This window comes from uncultured Bacteroides sp. (assembly GCF_910578895.1).
Lineage (GTDB): Bacteria > Bacteroidota > Bacteroidia > Bacteroidales > Bacteroidaceae > Bacteroides.
Genome location: NZ_CAJTSC010000001.1, coordinates 177,965 through 202,656, shown reverse-complemented (window position 1 = coordinate 202,656; position 24,692 = coordinate 177,965). Strand labels below are relative to the sequence as shown.

Genomic DNA, 24,692 nt, shown 5'->3' with positions numbered 1-24,692 from the left:
ATGAAATCTACATTGAAACTAAATGTCGGAAAATGTATAATAAGCGGAATGCTTTTGTTGTCGGCAGGAGGTATGTACGGGCAGAATCCGATAGTGCAAACTTGCTATACCAGCGACCCGGCGCCTATGGTGCATGATGGCACGCTATATGTTTATACTGGACATGATGAAGATAAGGCGGACTTCTTTTGGATGCAGGAGTGGCGTGTCTATTCCACAAAAGATATGGTGAACTGGACAGACCATGGTTCTCCACTCGCCATCGAGTCTTTTGAATGGGCGGACGACCGTGCCTGGGCAGCCCAATGTATTGAGCGCAACGGCAAGTTTTATTGGTACGTCTGTCTGCATTCCAAGCTGTCCAATGCAATGGCTATCGGGGTGGCAGTCGGAGATTCTCCGGTCGGTCCTTTTAAGGATGCCATCGGTAAGCCGCTTTATGACGGCAGTTGGGATTTTATAGACCCTACGGTCTTTATTGATGATGACGGTCAGGCATATTTGTATTGGGGAAATCCGAATATTTATTATGCAAAGTTGAATGATGATATGGTTTCGCTGAAAGGCGAAGTGCGTAAAGTGGAACAAACCGTTGAAAGTTTCGGCGCTCCCAATCCGGACAAACGTGTGAAGGGCAAAAAGTATAAGGATGTATATACGGAAGGACCGTGGCTTCATAAACATGGCAAGAAGTACTATCTGCTTTATGCGGCAGGTGGGGTGCCCGAACATATTGCATATTCAATGAGTGACACTCCCGTAGGTCCTTGGAAATATGCGGGTGAAATCATGCCGCTGCAAGATACGGGTTCGTTTACAAACCATTGCGGGGTAACGGACTACAAGGGAAATTCCTACTTCTTCTATCATACCGGGAAGTTGCCCGGTGGAGGCGGTTTTGGGCGCAGTGCGGCTGTAGAGCAGTTTACGTATAATGCGGACGGTACTTTCCCTATAATCAATGCGACGCGTGAGGGAGTGAAACCCGTGGGACGGCTTAACCCTTATGAAAGGGTGGAAGCGGAAACGATTGCTTTTTCGGAAGGGGTGAAGTCCGAACCTAATGCCAATACCGGCGTATACATATCCGATATTCACAATGGCGACTATATTAAAGTACGTGAGGTAGATTTTGGCAGCCACTCTCCGAAGAAGTTCTTGGCATCGGTTGCCAGTGCGCTTCGCGGCGGACGGATAGAAGTGCGCACAGACAGCATCAGCGGAACTTTACTTGCGGAAATCGCGGTGTCTCATACCGGCGGTTGGGAATGCTGGAAAACCGTGCAGGCGGCTGTAACGACTCCTGTGACGGGTGTACACGATGTCTATTTTGTATTCAAGGGAAGAAAAGGATGTAGATTGTTTAATTTTGATTGGTGGAAGTTTGACAAGCAAGATGCGGTGGCAGATGTGAAAAACACCACGCTGGCTGCTTTAACCAATATACCCGGTTATGAATATCCCCGTTTGGATGCCGAGCGTTGCGCTTATTTCCGCTTTTATGCTCCGCAAGCCAACAGGCTCCAGGTAGATTGCGGCGGCAAGAAATATGATATGCAAAAAGATGCGGAAGGCTTTTGGACGGTAAAGACCGACCCGCTTGTTGTAGGATTCCATTATTACTTTCTGATAGCGGATGGCGTGTCGGTAGTCGATCCGTCCAGCTATACGTTCTTCGGATGTTGCCGTATGGCAAGTGGAATAGAGGTTCCTGAGGGGAAAGAAGGCGATTATTATCGTCCGCAGCAAGGAGTGGCTCACGGGCAAGTGCGCTCTTGTACCTATTATTCGGAAGCGAAAAAAGAGTTTCGCCGTTGCATGGTTTATACACCGGCTGAATACGAGACCAATGTAAAGAAACGCTATCCAGTACTCTATTTGCAACATGGTATGGGAGAGGATGAGACCGGATGGTCCACCCAAGGATGCATGCAGCATATAATGGATAACCTGATAGCTTCCGGACAGTGTGTGCCGATGATTGTGGTAATGGATAGCGGTGATGTGGAAGCTCCTTTCATTCCTCGCAAAGGTAAGGATGTGAATGAGGAAAGGGCTTTGTATGGTGCATCTTTCTATAAAGTGATATTGGAGGATTTGATACCGATGATTGATAAGACATTCCGGACGTATACGGACCGTGAACACCGTGCCATGGCAGGATTGTCATGGGGCGGACACCAGACTTTCAGCACCGCTCTGCCCAATCTGGATAAGTTTTCCTACATAGGTGCTTTCAGTGGCGCTATCTTCGGGCTTGACGTGAAAACATGCCATAACGGGGTGTTTGCCGATGCGGGCAAGTTCAATAAAAAGGTACACTATTTATTCTTAGGGTGCGGAACGGAAGAACAGTTCGGTACGAAACAATTGGTGGACTCCTTGCACGAAATCGGTATTAATGCCGAATATTATGAATCGAAGGGTACAGGGCACGAATGGCTGACGTGGCGGCGTTGTTTGCGTGAGTTTGTTCCTCATTTGTTCAGGAAGTAAACGAGTATGTAATTATTTTATAAGTTTATATATCATGAAAAACACGAAGATTGTAAGAACTATTTTGATTGTTTTATCATTGGCGCAAGCGGTTGTTTACGGACAACCCGCTTGCGGGCAACCTTATGACAAAGGCGCTTTTGAGACAGGACGTTACCGTAATCTCTTTGCTGAATTAGGCTATAGCCGGAAAGATATTGATGAAAAGCTGGCATCGGTATTCGAGAGTGTTTTCTACGGACCGGACAAAGTCTATTTTGAGGTAGGCGATTCGATGGCTTATATCAGCGATATAAAAAATCATGATGTACGTACGGAGGGAATGTCCTATGGGCTGATGATTGCGGTCCAGTTCGACAGGAAAGACATATTCGACCGTTTATGGCGGTGGGGCAAGAGGTATATGCAACACCAGGAAGGTCCTTTGAAAGGTTACTTTGCATGGAGTTGTAAGACGGACGGTACGCGTAACGCTCAAGGACCGGCTTCCGACGGAGAACTTTATTACGTCACGGCACTGATTTTCGCTTCTAACCGTTGGGGGGATACGACGGGTATCGATTACCTTGCGGAAGCCCGGAATATCCTGGATTGTTCGATGCAGAAAGCCGGAATGGATCGTGTCGCCCCCTTGATTAATCTGGAGCATCAGTTGATAACGTTCACGCCCGATCCTTTTGGCGGGCGGTTTACAGACCCTTCTTACCATGTCCCTGCTTTTTATGAGGTATGGGCGCGGTGGGCACAGGACGGAAGAAGCAAGTTCTGGCGCGAATGTGCCCGCAAAAGCCGCGAATACCTGCATAAAAGCATTCATCCCGTAACGGGACTTAATCCTGATTATAATAATTATGACGGTACGCTGCTTGGCAGCAAACGGATTATAGGTGATGCTTTTCGTTTTGACTCATGGCGTGTGCCTATGAATATTGCGTTGGATTATTCGTGGGCGTGTGCGGATATAAAGTGGCAGCAGGAATATGGCAATAAGATACAAAACTTCTTTTATGCCCAAGGCATAGACAGCTTCGTAGACCAGTATAACGTGGACGGTACACCCGTGACGGAACTGCTGGGAGCCGGCGGCTATAAAAAACTGAGACATTCCTTGGGACTGGTTGCCACTACGGCTGCGGTTTCGTTGGTTTGCACACACGACAAGAGCCGCGAGTTTGTGGACCGTTTATGGAACGCAAAACACGTACCTTATGATGACGGCTATTTTGACGCTTATTATGACGGGCTGCTTCGTTTGTTTGCTTTTATGCATCTGAGCGGAAACTATCGGATTATATTTCCCAAAGAACATTAACACTGTAAATTTGAAAAGTAGAAATGAAAAATAGAGTAATAAACGCATTGCTGGCATGCCTTTTCTTGGGAATAAGCTCGGCAATATATGCGCAAGATAAGAATTTCCATATCTATTTGGCTTTCGGTCAATCCAATATGGAGGGTAATGCACGTGTGGAACCACAAGACAGCATCGGAATAAGTGAACGTTTCCTGATGATGTCTGCTGTGGATTGTCCCGAACGCGGGAGGGTGAAAGGAGAGTGGTATAGAGCTGTTCCGCCGTTGTCGCGTTGCAATACGGGACTGACTCCGTGCGACTACTTCGGACGTACTATGGTAGATAATTTGCCGCCGGAAATAAAGGTGGGTGTTATCAATGTGGCTATCGGCGGTTGCCGTATCGAACTGTTCGACAAAGAGATTTATGCCGGGCACATCGCTTCCCAACCGGACTGGTTGAAAAACATTGTGAAGGCTTACGACAATAACCCTTATGCCTGGTTGGTGGATTTGGCGAAGAGGGCGCAGAAAGACGGAGTAATAAAAGGTATTCTGGTGCATCAGGGAGAATCGAATACGGGTGACAAGGAATGGCCGCGGAAACTGAAAGGGGTTTACGAGAATTTATTGGCGGACTTGAACCTGAAAGCCGAGGAAGTGCCTTTGTTGGCGGGAGAGGTGGTACATGCCGATCAAAAGGGTATTTGTGCAAGCATGAATGAGATTATAGATGCGTTGCCGCAGACCATTCCTACGGCACACGTCATTTCATCTGCAGGCTGTCCGGCGGCAGGTGATAATCTGCATTTTACCGCTTACGGATACCGTATGCTGGGCGCCCGTTATGCTGAAACGATGTTGCGCTTGCTGGGATACAAGGCGTTGGTAAACAAGCAGGAAGCAACCCGGATGAAACTATGGTACGCTGCGCCGGCACAGCGTTGGGTAGAAGCATTGCCTGTGGGCAATTCCCGTTTAGGAGCCATGGTTTACGGCGGTACGGACAAGGAAGAAATCCAACTTAATGAAGAGACCTTTTGGGCAGGCGGACCTTACAGCAATGATAATCCGAAAGGGAAAGAGACTTTAGCCAAAGTACGTGAGCTTGTATTTGCCAATCGCTTGTCGGAAGCACAGAAACTGATAGACGGGAATTTCTTTACCGGACAACATGGCATGCGCTTTCTTACAATGGGCAGCTTGTTCATTAATCAACCGGAACATAAGAGTGCAGCAGGCTATTATCGCGAACTGGACATAGAAAATGCGATGGCTGTTACCCGTTATATAGTGGACGGGGTGACGTATACGCGTACGGTCTTTTCATCATTTGCCGATGATGTGATTGTAGTCAGGATGGAAGCCGATAAACCGAAAGCGCTGAACTTCGAACTGGGTTATAACTCTCCTTTAAAGCATGAGGTGACGGCCAAGGGAAACGAGCTGATTGTGAAATGCGAAGGTGCGGAGCAGGAGGGTATTCCTGCGGCACTGAATGCCGAATGCCGGGTATGGGTAAGACATGATGGAAAGTCCGGTAAATCGAAAGAGGCAGTGGTGGTGAACCAAGCTACCGTAGCCACCCTTTATATATCCGCCGCAACAAACTTTGTGAATTACCGCGATGTGAGTGGCAATGCCTCGAAACGTGTCTCTGCCGGTTTGAAGCGTGCCGTAAAGGTTCCATACGAGCAGGCTCTTGCCAACCATATAGCTGCATATAGAAAACAGTTCGACCGTGTGAAATTCTCCATACCTTCCACTGCGGCGTCTGCGCTGGCTACAGACAAACGTGTCGCCGCTTTCGGAGAGGGAAAAGACCAGAACCTTATGGCGCTGATGTTTCAGTATGGCCGTTATTTGCTGATTTCCTCTTCGCAGCCCGGCGGGCAACCCGCCAATCTGCAAGGGTTGTGGTGCAATAGTGTGAATGCTCCGTGGGATAGTAAATATACGATTAACATTAATACGGAGATGAATTATTGGCCCGCCGAGGTGACGAATCTGTCGGAAAATCACCAACCGCTCTTTGACATGGTGAGTGAACTGAGCACGACCGGTAAGAAAACAGCCGAGACCCTTTATGGCGCACGTGGCTGGGTGGCTCATCACAACACCGATTTGTGGCGTGCCTGCGGTCCGGTGGATGCTGCCTATTACGGCATGTGGCCCAACGGCGGAGCCTGGTTGGCACAACACTTGTGGCAGCACTATCTGTTCACCGGAGATAAAGAGTTCCTGCGCCGGTATTATCCGGTAATGAAAGGTACTGCCGATTTCTATCTGAGCCATTTGGTAAAACATCCCCAAAACGGTTGGCTCGTAACGGCTCCTTCCGTATCGCCCGAACATGGGTATGCCGGTTCTTCCATTACGGCCGGATGTACTATGGATAATCAGATAGCTTTTGATGCGCTCTACAACACCATGCTTGCCGCTCGCGTATTAGGCGAACCGAAGGAGTACCAAGATTCGTTGGCAACCGCTTTCAGGCAATTGCCGCCTATGCAGATCGGACGTCATAACCAACTTCAGGAATGGTTGATAGATGTTGATAATCCTCGTGACGAACATCGCCATATTTCACATCTATACGGGTTGTATCCCGGTAATCAGATTTCACCACGGCTTCATCCTGAACTGTTTCAGGCTGCCCGGAATACCCTTTTGCAACGGGGCGATGCTGCAACGGGCTGGAGTATCGGCTGGAAAATAAATTTCTGGGCGCGTATGCTCGACGGTAATCATGCTTATGAAATTATAAAGAATATGCTTCGTATTCTTCCGGGTGACGACAAGCAACGTGAATTTCCCGAAGGCCGTACGTACCCCAATCTCTTCGATGCACATCCGCCTTTCCAGATAGACGGTAATTTCGGGTATACGGCAGGCGTGGCAGAAATGCTGTTGCAAAGCCATGATGGAGCGGTGCAGCTGCTTCCCGCCTTACCGGAGGAGTGGAATAAAGGAAGTATCAGCGGTTTGGTTGCTCGTGGCGGTTTTGTAGTTGATATGCAATGGGAAGGAGCACAGTTGCTTAAGGCGAAGATACATTCGCGTATCGGCGGAGTGTTGCGTATTCGCAGTTATGTGCCTTTGAAAGGCGAAGGGCTAAAACCGGCAGAAGGCGATTGCCCGAATATGTTGTATGCGCCGGCAGAAGTTGCGGCACCATTGATATCGAAGAAGTTGGGCGCACTTCAGTTGCCTATACTCTATAAGGTATATGAATATGATGTGGAGACCGAACCCGGTAAAGAATACCTGTTTGAGAGAACGACATTGAATTGATAAATTGCAATACCTGTTATGCAGATTTCAACATTTACTTAAATATAAATACTTATGAATTTAAAGAAAACAGCAGTTTCCGTAGCCCTATTGCTTCTTTCATTGGGAGCCGTTGCGCAACAGCAGGAGACTTTTACTAATCCGGTGATTAATGCGGATGTACCCGACCCGTCGATGATAAGGGTTGGCGATTATTACTATTTGGTGAGTACTACCATGCATTTGATGCCGGGTTGCCCCATAATGCGTTCCAAAGATCTGGTACATTGGGAAACAATCAGTTATGTGTTTCAGAAACTGACAGATTTGCCCCGTTATGATTTGCAGGAAGGTACCGCGTATGGACGAGGACAGTGGGCATCGAGCATCCGCTACCATAACGGGCAGTTCTATGTGTGGTTCTCGCCCAATGACGAACCACATCGCGGTTATATCTATACGGCAAAAGACCCGGCGGGAGAGTGGACTTTGGTTTCCCGCCCGCCTCATCATCACGATGCTTCTTTGCTTTTTGACGATGACGGTAAGGTCTATCTGTTTTATGGTACGGGAGAGTTGCGTCAATTGAAGAGCGATCTTAGTGATGTGGAACCCGGCGGCATAGATATGAAGATATTTGAGCGGGATGCCGATGAACAGGGGTTATTGGAAGGAAGCCAGGCGTTCAAGTATAACGGTAAATATTACCTGATGATGATTTCTATGGATTGGAGCATACCCGGAAGATTGCGTCGTGAGGTATGTTACCGCGCCGATAAAATAACCGGTCCGTACGAGAAGAAAGTAATTCTTGAATCGGAATTTCAAGGTTACGGCGGTGTGGGGCAAGGCTGTATTGTAGACTCACCGGATGGAAATTGGTATGGATTTATTTTTCAAGACCGGGGTGGCATAGGACGTGTACCGACTTTGATGCCTTGCCGCTGGGTAGATGGCTGGCCCATGTTGGGTGATAGCGAAGGACGTGTGCCTGAGTCTATGGTTATGAAAACTTTCCCGGAAGATTGCAAGGGGGGGATCATGGGAAGTGATGATTTTAGCAGCACCCGTTTAAGCCTTAACTGGCAGTGGAACCACAATCCGCTGGACGATTGTTGGTCGCTGACGGAACGCCCGGGCTTTTTGCGTTTAAAGACCGGACGTGTGGTAGACAATCTGTTTTTGGCTCCTAACACATTGACACAGCGTATGAGCGCTCCGAAGTGCAGTGGTGTGGTGGCAATGGATGTGTCGAAGATGAAAGACGGTGATGTGGCGGGCTTCAGTGCTTTCAACGGGCTGTCCGGAGTACTTGCCATACAGATGAAAGATGGGAAAAAGCAATTGGTGATGTCTCACCAGTCTGTCAGCTTGTCGGACAAGGAGAAGCGGGTGACTAATGTGGAGATTGTGGAGAAAGAAACCGTAGCTTGTAAGAAGAATCTTGTTTATCTTCGTATAGACGGTGATTTTGCAAATAAAAAAGATGTGGCTACTTTCTATTATAGTTATGACAATAAGGAATGGAAACAGATTGGAGAGCCTTGTAAGATGGTTTTCGATTGGACCAAATTCTTTATGGGAAGTAAGTTTGCAATCTTCAATTATGCCACAAAATCTTTGGGAGGCTATGTGGACATAGATTTCTTTGAATATAATAAATAATGAAGCGTACCATGAAAATGAAAAAGTCTTTTTGGATATTGTTACTCTCAATCTTGTGTTTGGATGCGGGAGCCATAGATAATAAAGGCATAACTTTTAATCAGTTGGCATCCGACCGTTTTACACTTGTTGAGAACGGTATTCCCAATGCCATATTGATAGACGGGCAAGAAGATACGGGAGTAATGATAGCCGCAAAAAATCTTCAGAACGACTTCAAACGGGTAACCGGCAAGGCTGCCGGTTTGCAGTTCGAGGCGGGGGCGAAGCGCATGATTATAGTGGGCACCCTTAAAAGCCGTTATATAAAAGAGTTGGTGCAAGCGAAGAAACTGGATGCTTCATTACTGGATGGCAAGAACGAAAAGTACCTGATGACGGTAGTGTCCGCCCCTTTGAAAGGAGTGGATGAAGCACTGGTCATTGCAGGTAGCGATAAGCGCGGAACGATTTATGGAATATATGAACTGTCGGAACAGATAGGTGTCTCTCCGTGGTATGATTGGGCCGATGTGCCGGTAATGCCCCGGCAGAATTTATCCATTGCCCGCGGAAGCTATACGGCAGGCGAACCGGCAGTGAAGTATCGCGGTATTTTCCTGAACGATGAGGCTCCTTGCCTGACCGGTTGGGTGAAACATACGTATGGTACAAACTATGGAGACCACCGTTTCTATGCGCGTGTGTTCGAACTTATTCTGCGCCTGCGTGGAAACTTTATGTGGCCCGCCATGTGGGGTTGGAGCTTTTATGCGGATGATCCAGAAAACAGCAAGACTGCCAATGAAATGGGGGTCATCATGGGAACATCACATCATGAACCCATGGCACGCAATCATCAGGAGTGGGCGAGAAAGCGTAAGGAATACGGGGTATGGGATTATACATCCAATCAGAAAGTAATCGACCGTTTCTTTCGCGAAGGCATTGAGCGCGCCGTTGATACGGAAGACCTGATAACTATCGGCATGCGAGGTGATGGCGACACACCTATGGGTGGAAAGGAAGGAGAGGATGATAAATATGTATCGCGCGATAAAGAGAATATGCGTTTAATGGAGAAGATCTTCAAGAACCAACGGCGCATCATTAAAGAAGTGACGGGAAAAGCTCCGGAAAAACGTCCGCAAGTGTGGGCTTTGTATAAGGAAGTGCAACGTTTTTATGATATGGGGCTCAGAGTGCCGGACGATGTCATCATGCTGTTGAGTGATGATAATTGGGGAAATGTGCGTCGTTTGCCGAATTTGGAAGAGAGAAAACATCCCGGCGGCTGGGGAATCTATTATCATGTAGACTATGTGGGAGCACCCCGTAATACAAAATGGCTCAATGTGACTCCTATTCAGAATATGTGGGAACAGTTGCAGCTGACTTACGATTATGGAGTTGACAAACTGTGGGTGCTTAATGTCGGTGACTTGAAACCGATGGAATATCCCATCACTTTGTTTCTTGACATGGCATGGAATCCTAAACGTTATACGGTTGATAACCTGCTGGAACATCCGCGTGAGTTCTGTGCCCAACAGTTTGGCAGAAACCAGGCAGACGAGGCTATGCGTATCTTGAACTTATACAGTAAATATGCCGGTAGGGTTACTCCCGAAATGCTTGATAGGAAGACCTATAACTTGGAAACGGGAGAGTGGAAGCAGGTCTCTGACGAGTTTATAAAGCTCGAGGCGGAAGCGTTGCGCCAATATATGACACTTATGCCGGAATACAAGGACGCATACAAGCAACTGATTCTTTTTCCTGTGCAGGCAATGGCAAACCTGTATGAGATGTATTATGCGCAGGCGATGAACCATAAACTTTATAAAGAGCGTAATCCGCAGGCAAATTATTGGGCGGATAAGGTTGAACAGACCTTTAAACGTGACAAGTACCTGTGTGACGACTACAACAATGTGATGTCGGGTGGCAAATGGAAGAACATGATGATACAGAAACACATCGGTTATACTTCCTGGCATGATAATTTCCCGGCAGACAAGCAACCGGAAGTGTATCGCATCGAGGAGCCGGAAAAAGCTGTAGGAGGATATGTCTTTAAAGCCCGGAACAACGTAGTGGCGATAGAAGCCGAACATTATTTTGAGAAGAAGGACGCTGCCGAGGCACAATGGACGGCTATCCCTTATATGGGACGTACATTGAGTGGCATGGCGCTGATGCCTTATTCTAAAGATGTTGCGGGTGCTTTCCTCTCTTATAAGATGGAGATTCCAAAAGACGTTACGGAAGTGACTGTACGTGTTGTGGTGAAATCGACATTGGCATTTCACGATGCCAAAGGGCACAAATATGAAGTAGGGTTCAGTGGCGGTGATGTGGAGACTGTCAATTTCAATGCAAACCTGAATGAAGAACCGGAGAATGTGTATACGACTTTGTATCCGACTGTTGCCCGAAGAGTGGTTGAAAGCAAGGTGAAATTGGAATTGCCGGTATCGCAGAACGGTTTGCAGACTCTTGTCTTGAAGCCTTTAGACCCGGGAATCGTATTCGAAAAGATTATTGTAGACTGGGGTGGATACCGGAATACGTACTTGTTTATGGATGAGTCTCCTTGTCAAAGAGGAAAATAAGGACGATTTTTAGACACATATTTTTGTATATAAAGAGGCAATATTAAAGACTGCCATTTATTTTATCATTCGGAGCGGCGCGAAGGCTATACCTTAATGAAACAATCAAAAAAAGGTATAGTTTTCGCGCCGCTTTGCATGGCAGAATGATGCTGACTGTCGGAGTTGTGACACACTTGCTGTTAATCATTCCGCATGTTGTTCCATATAAGCGGTAGGGGTCATGCCATATAACTCTTTAAAAGCAGTTGCAAAATAAGCCACATTGCTGAATCCCGTCAAGGCGGCGACTTCATTGACATTTTGCCGTTTGCTTGCCAGCAGGCTTGCGGCCTGTTTCAGCCGGATGTTGCGTATCAAGTCGCGGGTAGACTGGTTGGTCAGTTCTTTCAATTTACGGTGCAGATGCACGCGGCTGATACCTACGGTTTCGGCTACCATTTCGACATTCAGTTCAGGATTGGCTATATTGTCATTGATTACTTTCATGATGCGGTCCAGCAAACGTTCGTCCGGTGAGTCCGTTTCTAATTTCTGTGTCCGTTCCTCCTGTATCTGGTTGCCTTGGAATTTATTTCTCAATCTCTCCCGGCTCTTAATCAGATTAAAGACATTTTGCCTGAGTATCTCAATGTTGAAAGGTTTTGTTATATAGGCGTCTGCTCCTATGCTGAGTCCTTCCAGGTTATCTTCCTCACGGCTTTTGGCGGTAAGCAGTATAATGGGAATATGATTGATATTGATGTTCTGCTTTATCTTTGAACAAAGAGCTATGCCATCCATTTCGGGCATCATGATGTCGCTGATAATTAAATCCGGAGTCTTTTTGAGAATGTGTGCAAGGGCTTCTTTTCCATTGTTGCATTCCTGCATGTGAAAGTCGTTGCTTAACTCCTGGCAGATATAACGGCGTATTTCTTCATCATCTTCTACGACCAAGATACGATATTTGGATTTGGAGCGTACCTTCTGAGGAGATTCGGCAAGTGGTGGAACCGGCAATGCCGTCATGACGTGTACCGGGCTTTTCTTTGTTGCCTGAGTATCTATCTCTTCCGGACTGAGGTGCTCTTTGCCCAATGGCAGACGGATGATGAAGCGGCACCCCGAAGTATCGTTATTGTTTTCGACGGTAATGCTGCCATGATGCAATTCTACCAGTGAACGGGTGAGATGCAATCCGATGCCCGTACCCGTATTTGAGCTGTTTTGGCTGTTACGTATCTGATAGAAGCGGTCGAAGATACGTTCCAGCTCGGTTTCGTCGATACCGATGCCGTTATCTTCTATACATATTTCAAAATAGTGCTTCAACGTTTTCCGAGCAGCATCGGGATGATGGCAGGTGCGCAGATGAATCTGTATGTTCCCATTCTCCGGGGTGAATTTGAAGGCATTGGAGAGTATGTTCAAGATAACCTTGTCGAAGTTCTTCGGGTCTATCCATACTTTCAGCTCTTTTATTTCGGGATGGTGAAAATCCAGTTTGATATGTTTGGCATTTGCCTGATAAGTAAACGTATAAGATAAGTCTTGTATGAAACTGACAATTTCCGTCTCTTGGAACTTGAGTTGCATCTGTCCCTTGTCTATTTTGCGGATGTCCATAAGCTGATTGACAAGCCGCAGGAGCCGTTCGGCATTGCGGTAAATGATATTGTAGTTTTGTTGGCGTCCGGCATCGGAATCTGTTGCTATCAATTTTTGCAACGGGCTTATGATAAGTGACATCGGAGTCCGTATTTCATGAGAAATGTTAATGAAAAATTGCAGTTTGGCTTCATTCAACTCCTCGGCGTGCATGTGCTCCAACATCTGTTGGCGTGCGCGATACCGTTGCCGTATCTGTATTATGACGAAGCTGATGATACCGATTGCAACCAGACAATAGATAATCTTTGCCCACCACGATACATACCAGGCTGGAGAAATGACAACGGTCAGCTCCTTGATTTCGGAATAGGAATTATAATCTCTGGCTTTTACCCGGAAGTGATAGGTGCCCGGTGCCAGTCCGCTGAATGATACTCTGTTGACTCCGGGTTGCAGGTCTATCCACGTGCTGTTGTTGAACATGTAAGAATAACTGATGCGTTCCGGACTGTAAAACTCCATGGCGGAGAATTCGATGCTGAATGAATTGTCTTTGTGTGACAAGTGAAACCTGTCGGCATTCATTACGGAGGTAGTGACGATATTCTGACTGCCCGATTTCATGCCTGACTTTACACTTTTGTCGTGGATATAGAAGTCGGTGATACGTATTTCCGGTTTCTTGTTGGGGCTTGTTATTTTTTGGGGAGTAAAGTAGGTGATACCGTTGGTTCCGCCGAAAATCAGTTCTTCTCCGGGTGCTGCGAATGATACTCCTTTGCTGAACTCATTTCCCTGCAGGCCGTCGCTTGCATAGAAGTTGACGAATGTTTGTGTGTCGGGCTTGAACCGGGATATGCCGTAGTTGGTGCTTATCCACAAATAGCCGTCCGAGTCTCCTTCGATGGCAGAGATAGAGTTGCTGGGAAGCCCGTCGGATGTGGTGTATCGGGTAATCTCGTGCGTCTTATGGTTCAACAGGTTCAACCCTTGCGAGGTCCCTATCCAGATATTGTGATAAGCATCCTCGTGGAGTGCATAGATGACGCTTCCTTGCATCAGGCGGTTTACGTTATAGGTGGATGTGAAATTCATGGTCGGGATATCGAGACAGCTCAAGCCATCGTAAGTACCGATATAAAGTTTGTCGTTTGTACTGTACAGCAGGCAGTTGATCCACGAATTATGCAGCATGTTGCTTTCGGGGTGATATTCCAAGCCGTTTTCGGGCGGAGGGCAGAGAAACACCTCTTTGGTATCCAGGTCGAGACGATATACTCCTGCCCCCATGGCTGCCACCCAAAGTTGCCTGTGGCGGTCTTCAACGATACTGTATACGCTTTGCACAGGTTTGTGTTGCTTGCTGAGCAGAGGGATATATTCGCAATGCCCCGTTTGGGGATTTAATTTGGCAAGCCCGTCACGGTATGAGCCTATCCAGAGATTGTTGTCGGAGTCTTCGTAAATACTCATGATGGTGGACGATACGGAATGCTCCGTGTTGGGGATATGCTCGAAATGTGCCTTTTGTTTTCCGTCCGGAGTGATGCAATAGATGCCGTCATTGTCTGTCCCTATCCAGTACGAGCCGTTATGAGCTTTGCATACGGACATGATGCAGGAAGAACCGATAATGTTGTGGGTAGAGGATTTATATCCCATGTACTTGAATTTGTTGATGACGGGTGGAATCACCATTGCCCCTTTCTGGAAGAACCCCAGCCAGATATTACCTTGCCTGTCTTTGAGGATGGAGTGTATCTTGGATTTGTTGAAGTTGAAACTGGTGATGTTTATAGGCAAGTCCGTTATCGTCTCTTCCCGGATGTTGTACACTTTCATCCCGTTTCCGTCGGTTCCTACGTATATCTCATCCTGATTCATGCAATACAGGGCTTTCACGGGCAGTTGCGGCTGTGCGGGATAACTGATGTGTGCGAAGCTGTATGTCAGGGGATTGTATTTGAACAGCCCGTTTTTCAGGCATCCGGCATAAATGTTTCCGGATTCGTCTTCGCAGATGGAAGAAGGCCATACTATGCCTTTTTCGCTCTGATGGCGTATTATTTTTTTGTCTTTATCTATGCTGTATATTCCTTTGTTATTGGTAATGACCCATAATGTTCCTTTGCGGTCTTCATAGAGTTGGCTGATGAAGTAGCTTGGAACATATTCAGGCATTTGTAAAGCCTCCAAGCATTCTTGCTTGATGTTCAGGGAGAATATGCCGTGTCCGGACGTGCCGATTAATATTTCGCCGTTGCTGCGTTCGATGATGGTAGCTATGTTCGCTTCCAGTTTCTGCCCTGTCTTCGAAATCATGGGAACGTTGGAGAAGATACCTGTGGCATGGTCGTATGTCTGCAAGCCGTTCAACGTACCTATGAAGAAAGTTCCTTTCGTGTCTTGAAAAAGTGTGCGGACATAGTTATTGTGCAGGGAGTGCTCTTCATGGAAACTGTGTTTGTATACGCTGAACTTGGCTCCGTCGTACCGGTTCAGCCCGTCTTCGGTAGCTATCCATATAATATCTTCTTTATCTTGATAGATGCAGTTGGTCATGCTACTGGACAATTCGTTGTCCACAGTGAAAAGCTTGCCCGTTTGCCCGTAACATAAAGCGGATAAAAGCAGATATAGAAAGCAACTTATTAGTTTCCGTTTCATTATTGGTTTAGGATATTGTTTGCTAATACAAAATTACGTAAAAAAGTTCAATAATGGGATGTATGTCCGCCTTATTCCCTATGGCTCTTTACTGCTTTTTCATTTACAGGAGTTAAAGAGAGTTGTAAAGAGTTATCTCCCTTTGGGATAGGAGTGAAAAGCCGACAGCTATACCTGGGGACATGACCGGAGAGTCTGTGCGAACAGACAGGCGGAAGCGGACAGACGGAAACGGACCGGTGAAGAATAAACGGATAAGAATAGACCGGTGAAATATTCCCGCCAGGCGCTTATTATCAGTGATATACGAGTGCCACTCGTTTTCTGCGTGGTGGAACTTTATTCCCAGCTTACTGGGAACGCGTTCCCACCAAATTGGGAATACGTTCCCAACGTGCAGGGAATACGTTCCCAATTAAGTGGGAACATCGGAAGAAAAAGAAGCTGTCAGCCACGGGGCTTTTATTTACGGATAATGTTCCTTATCTGTTTTTATTCAGCAACTCTTTCGTAGGACATTCGTAGTTACTGATGGGAAGATGTACTTTCTGCAACTCTTTCAGTTCGTGTACGGGGCGCTCAATGTCGTAGGGTATGGGCATGCCGGAAAACTTCTGAAAGTAAAGCAGGCATGCGTCTTTCCACCAGACGGCATCGCGGACCTGCGTCTTCAGGTGCGACTGCACTTCGTGGAAACGCTCCGCATCGATGTGTTTTTCGGCGGCATCCCATGTTTTCTGAAAGTCTCTTACCTGTCGGACACCGTTGTCGTAATGGTAACAAAGCTCGTCCCACAGCGTACGTCCGCTTTTCATGCGGTATGTCCAGGGGACATGATGGAACCACAGAAGAAATTCTTCCGGACAGGTGCCGATGTTGTCATATTGTTTAGCCAGCGCTTCGGGGTATTGTGCTACGGCATTGCTGCCTTTGCTGCTGCGGTCGAAACCTATTCCTTGTTTGTCGGCTTTGTGATAGTAAGACGGAAGCCAGTCGGGACGGGCACCGGGGATGCTGCACCAGGGTTCGGGTCCATAGTGGTGGCCCCATGCGAAAATATGATGCAACCCGAGCGGCATCATGTAGTTTACAACCGCTTCGTGGCTGTCGAGCATCATCTTCGCCAATTGCTCGTAGCGGGGTGAGGGGAGCGGACCGAACGTCTGTTTCAGCCATTCGCCGGCAATGTTTTTTGCCGATAGACCGGGTTGCCATGCCAAACGTCCGAAAGCATACCAATTGGCTTGTGCGAAGGTATGTCCGCACCAGTTCACATCCGTGCCTATGTTGGCAACGCCGGCTATGGCTTTCAGGGAGGCGGGTGCAACAAACTCGAAGAACTCTTTCCACATCGGAGCCAGGTAGGCAAGGTGGTTGGAATGCCCCAGATATTCCTGTGTCACTTGAAACTCTGCCATCAAAGGGGTATGCCGCATAGCGCCGAACAACGGGCTGTATGGTTCGCGGGGCTGGAAGTCTATCGGACCGTTCTTTACCTGGACAATTACATTCTCCCGGAACTGTCCGTCCAAAGGCTTGAACTCCAGATAAGCCTGTTTGGCACGGTCCGCATCGGAAGGACTGTAAACGAATGCGCGCCACATCACGATACCTTTATAAGGCTTCAACGCATCTGCCAGCATATTGGCACCTTCGGCATGAGTGCGTCCGAAGTCGCAGGGACCGGGTTGGCCTTCGGAATTTGCCTTTACAAGGAAACCGCCGAAGTCGGGGATGGTGCGGTAGATTTCTTTCACCTTGTCTTTCCACCAACGGATGACCTCTTTGTCAAGGGGATCGGCGGTGCTTAAACCGCCGAGCGCCATGGGAGAGGCGAAGTTGACGGAAAGGTAGACACGTAGTCCGTACGGACGGAATACATCTGCCAATGCCTTTATCTTTTGCAGGTATTCGGCGGAAAGAATCCGGGGTGAAGCATTTACGTTGTTCAGCACCGTGCCGTTGATGCCGATAGAGGCATTTGCCCGTGCATACGCCTTGTATCTGTCGGAAAGGGTACCGGGCAGTTTTTCCCACTCCCAAAGCGACTGTCCGGCATAGCCGCGCTCGATGGTGCGGTCCATGTTGTCCCAATGGTTGAGGATACGCAAGCCGTAGGCGGGATTTTCCGTGAGTTGGGAACCGCACTCCGTGAGTTGGAAACCGGCGGTTTGTTGCAAGCGGAGTAAATGATAGGCGGCATAGAGCAATCCTTGTTCAGTAGGAGAGGTCAGGATAACCTTACCATCCTTGCACAGGATACGGAAACCTTCGGGCTGCAACTGCTTGTCTTTTTGTATCGTGAGTTGTACGGGAGTCCCCTTCCATGCTTGCCGTAACTCTTCGGCTGCAATGTTCAGCGTAGGTGATTGTCGGGGAACCGCGATTTGTGCCCGTGCATCGGCAGGCAACCGAAGCCACAAATGGCTACCGTCTTCGGCAGCCATTTGGGTCACGAATACCATTGCAATATAAAAAAGCGAGAATATTCTGTATTTCATGTCATATCAGGTTATTGTCCGTCAATAGTGATTATCTTTCCGTCGGCATCGTATTCCAGCTCGCAGACTTTCAGGCTGCGGAGCCATGTCTTTCCGTCGGAAGGAACACAATCGTGGTGGAACAGGTACCATTTTCCTTTATACTCTACAATGGCGTGGTGTGTCGTCCAGCCTACAACGGGAGTGAGGATGACACCCTGGTAAGTGAAAGGTCCGTAGGGATTATCGCCGACAGCATAGCACAGGCGGTGCGTATCGCCGGTAGAGTAGGAGAAATAATACTTGCCGTTATACTTGTGCATCCAGCTGGCTTCGAAGAAACGGCGTTCGTTGTCACCTGCCGTCAGAGGTTTGCCCTCTTCGTCCAATATGATGACAGCCTTCGGTTCTTCTGCAAATTCCAGCATGTCTTTGCCGAGTTTGGCTACACGGGCAGGCAGGGCTTGTTCCTCGCCCTCGGGCAGAACGGCGCTTTCCAAAGCCTTGTTGTCGCGGTAGCGTTGAAGCTGTCCGCCCCAAAGGCCGCCGAAATACATGTAGTAGTCGCCGTCGCCGTTGTCAAGGATGGCAGGGTCGATGCTGTAACTGCCTTTCATCGGATTGGCTTGCGGAATGAACGGACCTTCGGGCTTGTCACTGACAGCCACGCCGATACGGAAGATATCGTTTTGGTCCTTCAACGGGAAATACATGTAGTATTTACCATCTTTAAAGGCAACGTCGCAGTCCCATAACTGACGTCCTGCCCAAGGTATGTCTTCTACTTGAAGCACTACTCCGTGGTCTTTGATTTCACCGTTCATAATGTCATCGGTGGAGAACACGTGGTAGTCTTTCATATTGAAGTGGTCGCCGTTGTCGTTTTCTTCGATGCCGCTTTCCCAATCGTGGCTGGGATAGATATAAACTCTGTCATTGAAGACATGTACGGCGGGATCTGCCATATAATCTCCCGGCACCAAGTATCTCATTTCTTTTTTCATGATAAAGCAAATTTAGTTATGAATTATTGAATTGTTTGTAGGAATTGGCTTTTAATAGTCGGCTTTGCTTCTCCGTTCTTTCAGCTCCGCCTGCATGTGTTCGTTGTATTCTTTGGTAATGGGGTAGAAGTAAAGTGCGATGACTCCGACAAAGAATGTTGCAGCAGGAATTAAGCTGGATGAAAGTACGATACCATGTATGGCGGAAGTTGTCTGTTCCGTACCTGCTCCCGACACATATCCGAAACCGGAAAGAAGGAAACCCAACAGTGCGCCTCCGATGCCCAAACCTGCTTTCAATGCGAAAACGACACCGGCAAATACGAAGCCTGTGGCACGTCGGTAGTTGACATATTCCGAGTGGTCGGCTACATCGGCAATCATCGCCCAAAGCAAAGGTACTGTCGGGGCGTAGGCAAGGCTCTTGAGAAAGTTCAGTACGAACATCGTTTCTATATCCGTTTCGTTAGGGAAATAGAAGAATGCGGTAAACAAAGCTGTCAGTGCCAGGCATACAATGAATACACGCTTCTTTCCGTAGCGGTTTGCGAGGAAATTGGAGAGCAGGATCACACCGAAGAATTGCACCAATGCCCCTAACATGTTGAATACGCCGAAACCTACTTCGTATGCCTTGTCCGGCGTGCTGACTATCAGTCCGAAGGCATTCAATAGGGTGTATCCCATTCCCTCTCCGGCTTCGGTTGCCACCAGTCCTATTTGGTCAAGGAAAGCATAAAGCGCACCGGCATCCACATAGTTCTCGAAGTAGTAGTTCATGGCGCTTCCCCACATGGCAAGGGTGGTGAAAATGAATAATGTCAGGATGAACATGGCTCGCCAAGGTATGCTCTTGAATACATCTTTGATATCTTGTTTGGTGTCTGTCTTTTGGCTGGCAGGCGGCGTAATCCGCTCGCGTGCGGAAAAGAAAGTGATGAAAAAGAATACCAGACCGATGGCTGCGAACAGCGAAACGGTGCAAAGCCATCCGTGTCCTTTGTCGCCCGATTCGCCGGAAAACTTGCTTACCAGTGGCAACGTCAAGCCTTGTATGACGAATTGTGCAATGGTAGCTGCCACAAAACGGATACTGGTGATGCTGTTACGCTCTTTTATATCACCGGTCATCACACCGCCCAATGAAGCATACGGGGTGTTATTGAATGAGTACAAGGTCATCAGCAAAGTATAAGAGATGGTGGCATACAGGGCTACGAGTCCTTTGTCCTCGATGCCCGGATTGTAGAACGCCAGGATATAGAATATCATGAACGGCAGGGCTGTCCAGAGTACCCACGGACGGTATTTGCCCCATTTCGATTTTGTACGGTCGGACAGGAGACCTACCGTAGGATCCACGAAAGCGTCTACAATACGCGCTAACAACATTACGCTACCTGCAACGGCTCCTTCCAGACCGAATACGTCTGTGTAGAACTTGGTTTGGTAAATCATCATCATCTGGAACACGAAGTTCGCAGAACAATCTCCAAGACTGTAGCCGATTTTTTCGGCCATAGACACTTTTTGGCTGAGTGTATTCATTCTTATTATATCTTTATAGGTTTAATCATGTCGAAAGTCGGTGTGTACAGTTATTGCATGCCATTCAATACACTGTCAGCCACACGTTTTCCCAAAGTCTTTTTGTCCAACGGATGAATGTCGTTCCATTCTCCCAAATCACTGTTTTGTATGAGGTAGGTATTGGTATTGGCAGAAGCGGCTTTGGCTTGCTCCTGACGCATTTCCGCCCATTCCCTTCGACCGCGGATGTCCTCTTTGGGCAGGAAATCCGCCAACTCTACAATGTAGAATGGCAATTGGGGCTGATTGAACGTACGTCGCCAGTCGGCAATCATTGCCGTTAGGAGTGCCGTATATTCATTCCGGCGTGCTACGTTGGATTCGCCCTGATACCATATCGCGCCTTTGACGGAATAGTTCTGCAACGGAGCTATCATGGCATTGTACAGGCATATCGGCTTGTAACAGAAGAACATCATGTCCGGAGCAGGGGGCATGGGAGCTCCCAAACGGTATTTCCATTCTTCTTTCAGGTTGACTTCTTCGTTGCCGCAGATAATCTTGTACGGCTTTTCCTGTACGAAACTCGGTTGTCCGCCGTTGCTGATGATGCGTACGGTGATATTGTTTTTCCCGGATTTCAGCACACCGGCAGGTATCCGGTAGATGCGGGGCGGGTATTGATAACCGGTGGTCCCGACAAACACTCCATTCACATATACGGAGTCGGCATCGACAATACATCCCAAACGGAGCGTGGCTTCCTTGCCGGTCCATGTCTGCGGTATCTCTATGTTTTGGCGCAACCAATGCGAACCGCCGATAGGGTTCAGACCGTTGTTTCCCCACGATTGCGAAAACATATTTACGGTTTGCCAACTGTTGTCATCATAACCGGCGGCATACCAGGGAGTCGGTTCGTGCAGTCCCGCATCGCCCAGATAAAGTGCCCGGTTCCAGCGATGGAAGTTTTCGCCCTCTAATTTCTTGATGTGCCTGCAATAGGCATCGTCCTCATACAGGCGTTTGGCATTGATATATAAAGGAAACTCCTTTAGTCCCTCCTCGCTTATCCATGCCTCTACGGGCGTACCTCCCCAACTGGAGTTGATAAGTCCTACCGGAACACCGGTTTTCTCGTACATTTCTTTAGCGAAGAAATAGGCAAGGGCGGAGAACTCCATTACATTCTCCTGCGTCAGAGGTTTCCAACTTGCTGACGACAGGTCCGCTTGCGGCGCATGAAAATTATATTCTTTAGGGACAATGATGTGGCGGATTTTTTCATTGTCGTAGTTGCGTATTTCCCGGGCGAACATGTCCGTTACCCGTCTTACCGGCAGTTCCATGTTCGATTGTCCCGAACAGAGCCATACATCTCCTATTAATATATTGTCCAGCTCGATGTCGTTGATTTGCATCCGATAAGGACCGCCCGCCTTCTGCGGCGGCAACAGGATGCTCCAACGTCCGTCGGCATCGGCAGTGGCGTGGTAAGTCTTTTTCTGTAATTTTACGGTGACGGCTTCACCTGCATCCGCGGTGCCCCATATTTTTACGGGTTGTTCACGTTGCAACACCATTCCGTCCGAAAGTAAAGCAGGTAACTTTACCTTTGCATCTGTCCATGAGGAAGCGCAAAGGCAAAGTAACACTGCTACTCCTAACCTAACTTTATCATAAACCAAACTTTTCATGTTTCTTTTTGTCGGTCTTTATGCGACTTCACAAAGGTAGGCAACCACTTTTTAATTTGCTTTAGAATACGTATCACAAAACTTGTTGTATGTTACATCTTTTATCTTATATGTTACATTCCTTGTCGGAGCGTGCGATATCCCTTGTTTTTCAGCGTTGTTACCCGGTTATTGGGTGCTGTTGTTTGGGTGTATGTCTCCTACGGATTGCTTTTTCTGCCGTATTGATATATGTTGCGGCTCTTTTGTCCAACTCCTGTTCCGGGATATATGGATGTATTTTTTATGTGGGTCGGGGCCCTTTTATGGCGCTTTGTATACCCTTTGTTACGCGGAAAAAAGAAAAGGTAACGTGCATGGCAATGCTGTAATCCGAGCGAAGAAAAGTGTAACATGGTTTGTGTCCGGTGTTGGGCGGATTGCGTAATTTTGGGACAATGAATAATTTTGCTGTATACGAGTTATGAAAAGAATCTTTTTTATTGTTAGCCTTGTTTGTTTGTCCTGTACGGTTTTATTGCCGCTGTCGGCTAAAGTCCGGCTTCCTCGCTTGATAAGCGACAGGATGGTGTTGCAACGTGATGTGGAATTGAAGATATGGGGATGGGCTTCTCCGGAAGAGAAAGTAACCGTACGTTTTCAAGGAAAGCATTATGATACGGAGGCGGACGAACAGGGGAAATGGCAAGTTATGTTGCCGCCACAACAAGCCGGCGGTCCTTTCCTGTTGGAAGTAAACGAGCTTATGGTCCGTGATGTCTTGGTGGGCGATGTCTGGCTTTGTTCCGGCCAGTCCAATCAGGAAAATCCGATAGTACGTCTGACGGATATGTTTCCTGAAATCAATGTGTCCAACAATCACATGATACGCTATTACAAAGTGCCTACCCAGCACTCGGTGGAAGAACTGAAAGAAGAGATAGCCGGCAACGCGGGTTGGCATTCCGCCACGGCATCCGATGTGTTGAATTGGACATCGCTGGCATATTTCTTTGCTCAGGAGGCATATAATAAATATAAGGTGCCTGTAGGAATGTTGGTTTCCAGCTTAGGTGGCTCTGCCATCGAAAGTTGGGTGAGCCAAGAACATTTGAAGATGTTTCCGGAACTGGTTGTCGACAAAGCCGCTTTGGACAGCATGAAGCTGGCGAAGCAGGATAAGGGTACCGGCAAGTGGCAACGGAAAAACCTGGACGATGCGGATTGGCAGACCATGGAAGTCCCGGGATATTGGTGGGAAAACGGCATTCATGCAAAGGGCACGGTGTGGTATAGAAAAGCCTTCCGGGTGCCTGCCTCTATGGTGGGAAGGCACGCGCGCCTATACATGGGAACATTGGTGGACAGCGATTCTATTTTCGTGAACGGTACCTTCGTAGGTTTTACTTCTTATACTTATCCTCCCCGTAAATATGATATTCCGGCAGGAGTCCTGACGCAGGGCGAGAATGTGATTACCGTAAGGCTTACTGCCAATTCGTCTCATGGCGGTTTTGTCAAAGGCAAGAAATATCAGATTGTAGGAGATGATGCGGTAATCGACCTTACCGGTACGTGGAAATACAAAATGGGTATTAACCGGGATGAAGTTGCCGGATATGCCGACCGGCTGAAGAACCTGAAAAGGGCAGGTTCCGGACTCTATAACGGGATGATTTATCCCGTGAGGGACTATCAGGTGAAAGGGGCTATATGGTATCAGGGCGAAAGCAATGCCGACCGTCCGCAAGCGTATGCTTCTTTACTGGAGGCGTTGATTAAGAACTGGAGAGAACTTTGGAAAAAGCCTGATATGCCTTTCCTGTTGGTACAGTTGCCTAATTTTATGGAGAAGAGCGACATCCCTACGGACAGCGGCTGGGCAAGAATACGTGAGGCACAGTTTAAGACGGCGCTGGATGTTCCTTATACTTCTTTGGCAGTGACCTATGATGTGGGCGAATGGAACGACATACATCCGTTGAATAAGAAAGCGGTGGCGCAGCGGCTCTTTCTGGGTGCCCGCAAACTCGTATATGGAGAAAAAATCACGGCTTCCGGACCTTTATATAAAGATATGAAGGTAGATGGGGATAAGATAATCCTGACTTTTACCGAAACCGGTCGCGGGCTGGCTTGTAAGGATGGAAAAGAGTTGAAGCATTTTGCCATTGCAGGAGAAGACCGGAAATTTGTATGGGCAAATGCCGTGATACGGGGGAATAAGGTCGTTGTAAGCAGCAATGACGTAAAGCATCCGGTAGCCGTGCGCTATGCCTGGAGCAATAATCCGGAGGACGCCAACCTGTGCAACAAGGAAGGGTTGCTCGCTTCGCCTTTTCGTACTGACGATTGGCAGTAGTTTATTTAAAAGTATAAACAGATTCTTATATTCAATTAATAATTTAATAATTAAACAAG

11 protein-coding genes are annotated in these 24,692 nt (G+C 47.7%); 6 read left to right on the top strand and 5 right to left on the bottom strand.

Translation table 11 applies throughout. The annotated features are described in order from the left end of the window. Genes QZ327_RS00660 through QZ327_RS00640 form a run of 5 tightly spaced genes read left to right on the top strand, consistent with a single transcriptional unit; the run spans position 1 to position 11,321 of the window. Positions 1-2,496: a family 43 glycosylhydrolase gene (locus tag QZ327_RS00660; protein WP_294616247.1), complete on the top strand. Its 2,496-nt coding sequence runs from the start codon at positions 1-3 to the stop codon at positions 2,494-2,496. A 34-nt stretch (positions 2,497-2,530) separates the two neighbouring features. Then, the gene (locus QZ327_RS00655) at positions 2,531-3,808 is read left to right on the top strand and encodes a glycosyl hydrolase family 8 (RefSeq protein ID WP_294616245.1); all 1,278 of its coding nucleotides are present in this window, start codon (positions 2,531-2,533) and stop codon (positions 3,806-3,808) included. Between the two features lie 23 nt (positions 3,809-3,831). Continuing rightward, the gene (locus tag QZ327_RS00650; protein ID WP_294616244.1) at positions 3,832-7,083 is read left to right on the top strand and encodes a glycoside hydrolase N-terminal domain-containing protein; all 3,252 of its coding nucleotides are present in this window, start codon (positions 3,832-3,834) and stop codon (positions 7,081-7,083) included. A gap of 54 nt (positions 7,084-7,137) precedes the next feature. Then, positions 7,138-8,727, top strand: a complete 1,590-nt coding sequence (locus tag QZ327_RS00645; protein WP_294616243.1) for a glycoside hydrolase 43 family protein — start codon at positions 7,138-7,140, stop codon at positions 8,725-8,727. Between the two features lie 11 nt (positions 8,728-8,738). Beyond that, positions 8,739-11,321, top strand: coding sequence for a glycosyl hydrolase 115 family protein (locus tag QZ327_RS00640; protein WP_294616242.1), 2,583 nt, complete (start codon positions 8,739-8,741; stop codon positions 11,319-11,321). A 186-nt stretch (positions 11,322-11,507) separates the two neighbouring features. On the opposite strand, the gene QZ327_RS00635 is transcribed toward QZ327_RS00640, so the two are convergent. From QZ327_RS00635 to QZ327_RS00615, 5 genes are all read right to left on the bottom strand, one after another. Continuing rightward, on the bottom strand, positions 11,508-15,581 hold the full coding sequence (locus QZ327_RS00635; protein WP_294616241.1) for a two-component regulator propeller domain-containing protein: 4,074 nt from the start codon (positions 15,579-15,581) through the stop codon (positions 11,508-11,510). A 482-nt stretch (positions 15,582-16,063) separates the two neighbouring features. Next, on the bottom strand, positions 16,064-18,082 hold the full coding sequence (locus QZ327_RS00630; RefSeq protein WP_294616240.1) for an alpha-glucuronidase: 2,019 nt from the start codon (positions 18,080-18,082) through the stop codon (positions 16,064-16,066). Positions 18,083-18,093: 11 nt separating this feature from the next. Then, positions 18,094-19,065 (bottom strand): glycoside hydrolase family 43 protein, encoded by a 972-nt coding sequence (locus tag QZ327_RS00625; RefSeq protein ID WP_294616238.1) that lies wholly within the window; start codon positions 19,063-19,065, stop codon positions 18,094-18,096. Between the two features lie 51 nt (positions 19,066-19,116). Further along, entirely contained in the window at positions 19,117-20,613 is a 1,497-nt protein-coding gene (locus QZ327_RS00620; protein ID WP_294616236.1) for an MFS transporter, read from the bottom strand. Positions 20,614-20,663: 50 nt separating this feature from the next. Then, positions 20,664-22,292, bottom strand: a complete 1,629-nt coding sequence (locus tag QZ327_RS00615; protein WP_294616234.1) for a sialate O-acetylesterase — start codon at positions 22,290-22,292, stop codon at positions 20,664-20,666. A gap of 463 nt (positions 22,293-22,755) precedes the next feature. Here QZ327_RS00615 and QZ327_RS00610 point away from each other — a divergent pair, with 463 nt between their 5' ends. Then, complete coding sequence (locus QZ327_RS00610; RefSeq protein ID WP_294616232.1) at positions 22,756-24,633, top strand: sialate O-acetylesterase; 1,878 nt, start codon at positions 22,756-22,758, stop codon at positions 24,631-24,633. Positions 24,634-24,692: the final 59 nt, after the last annotated feature.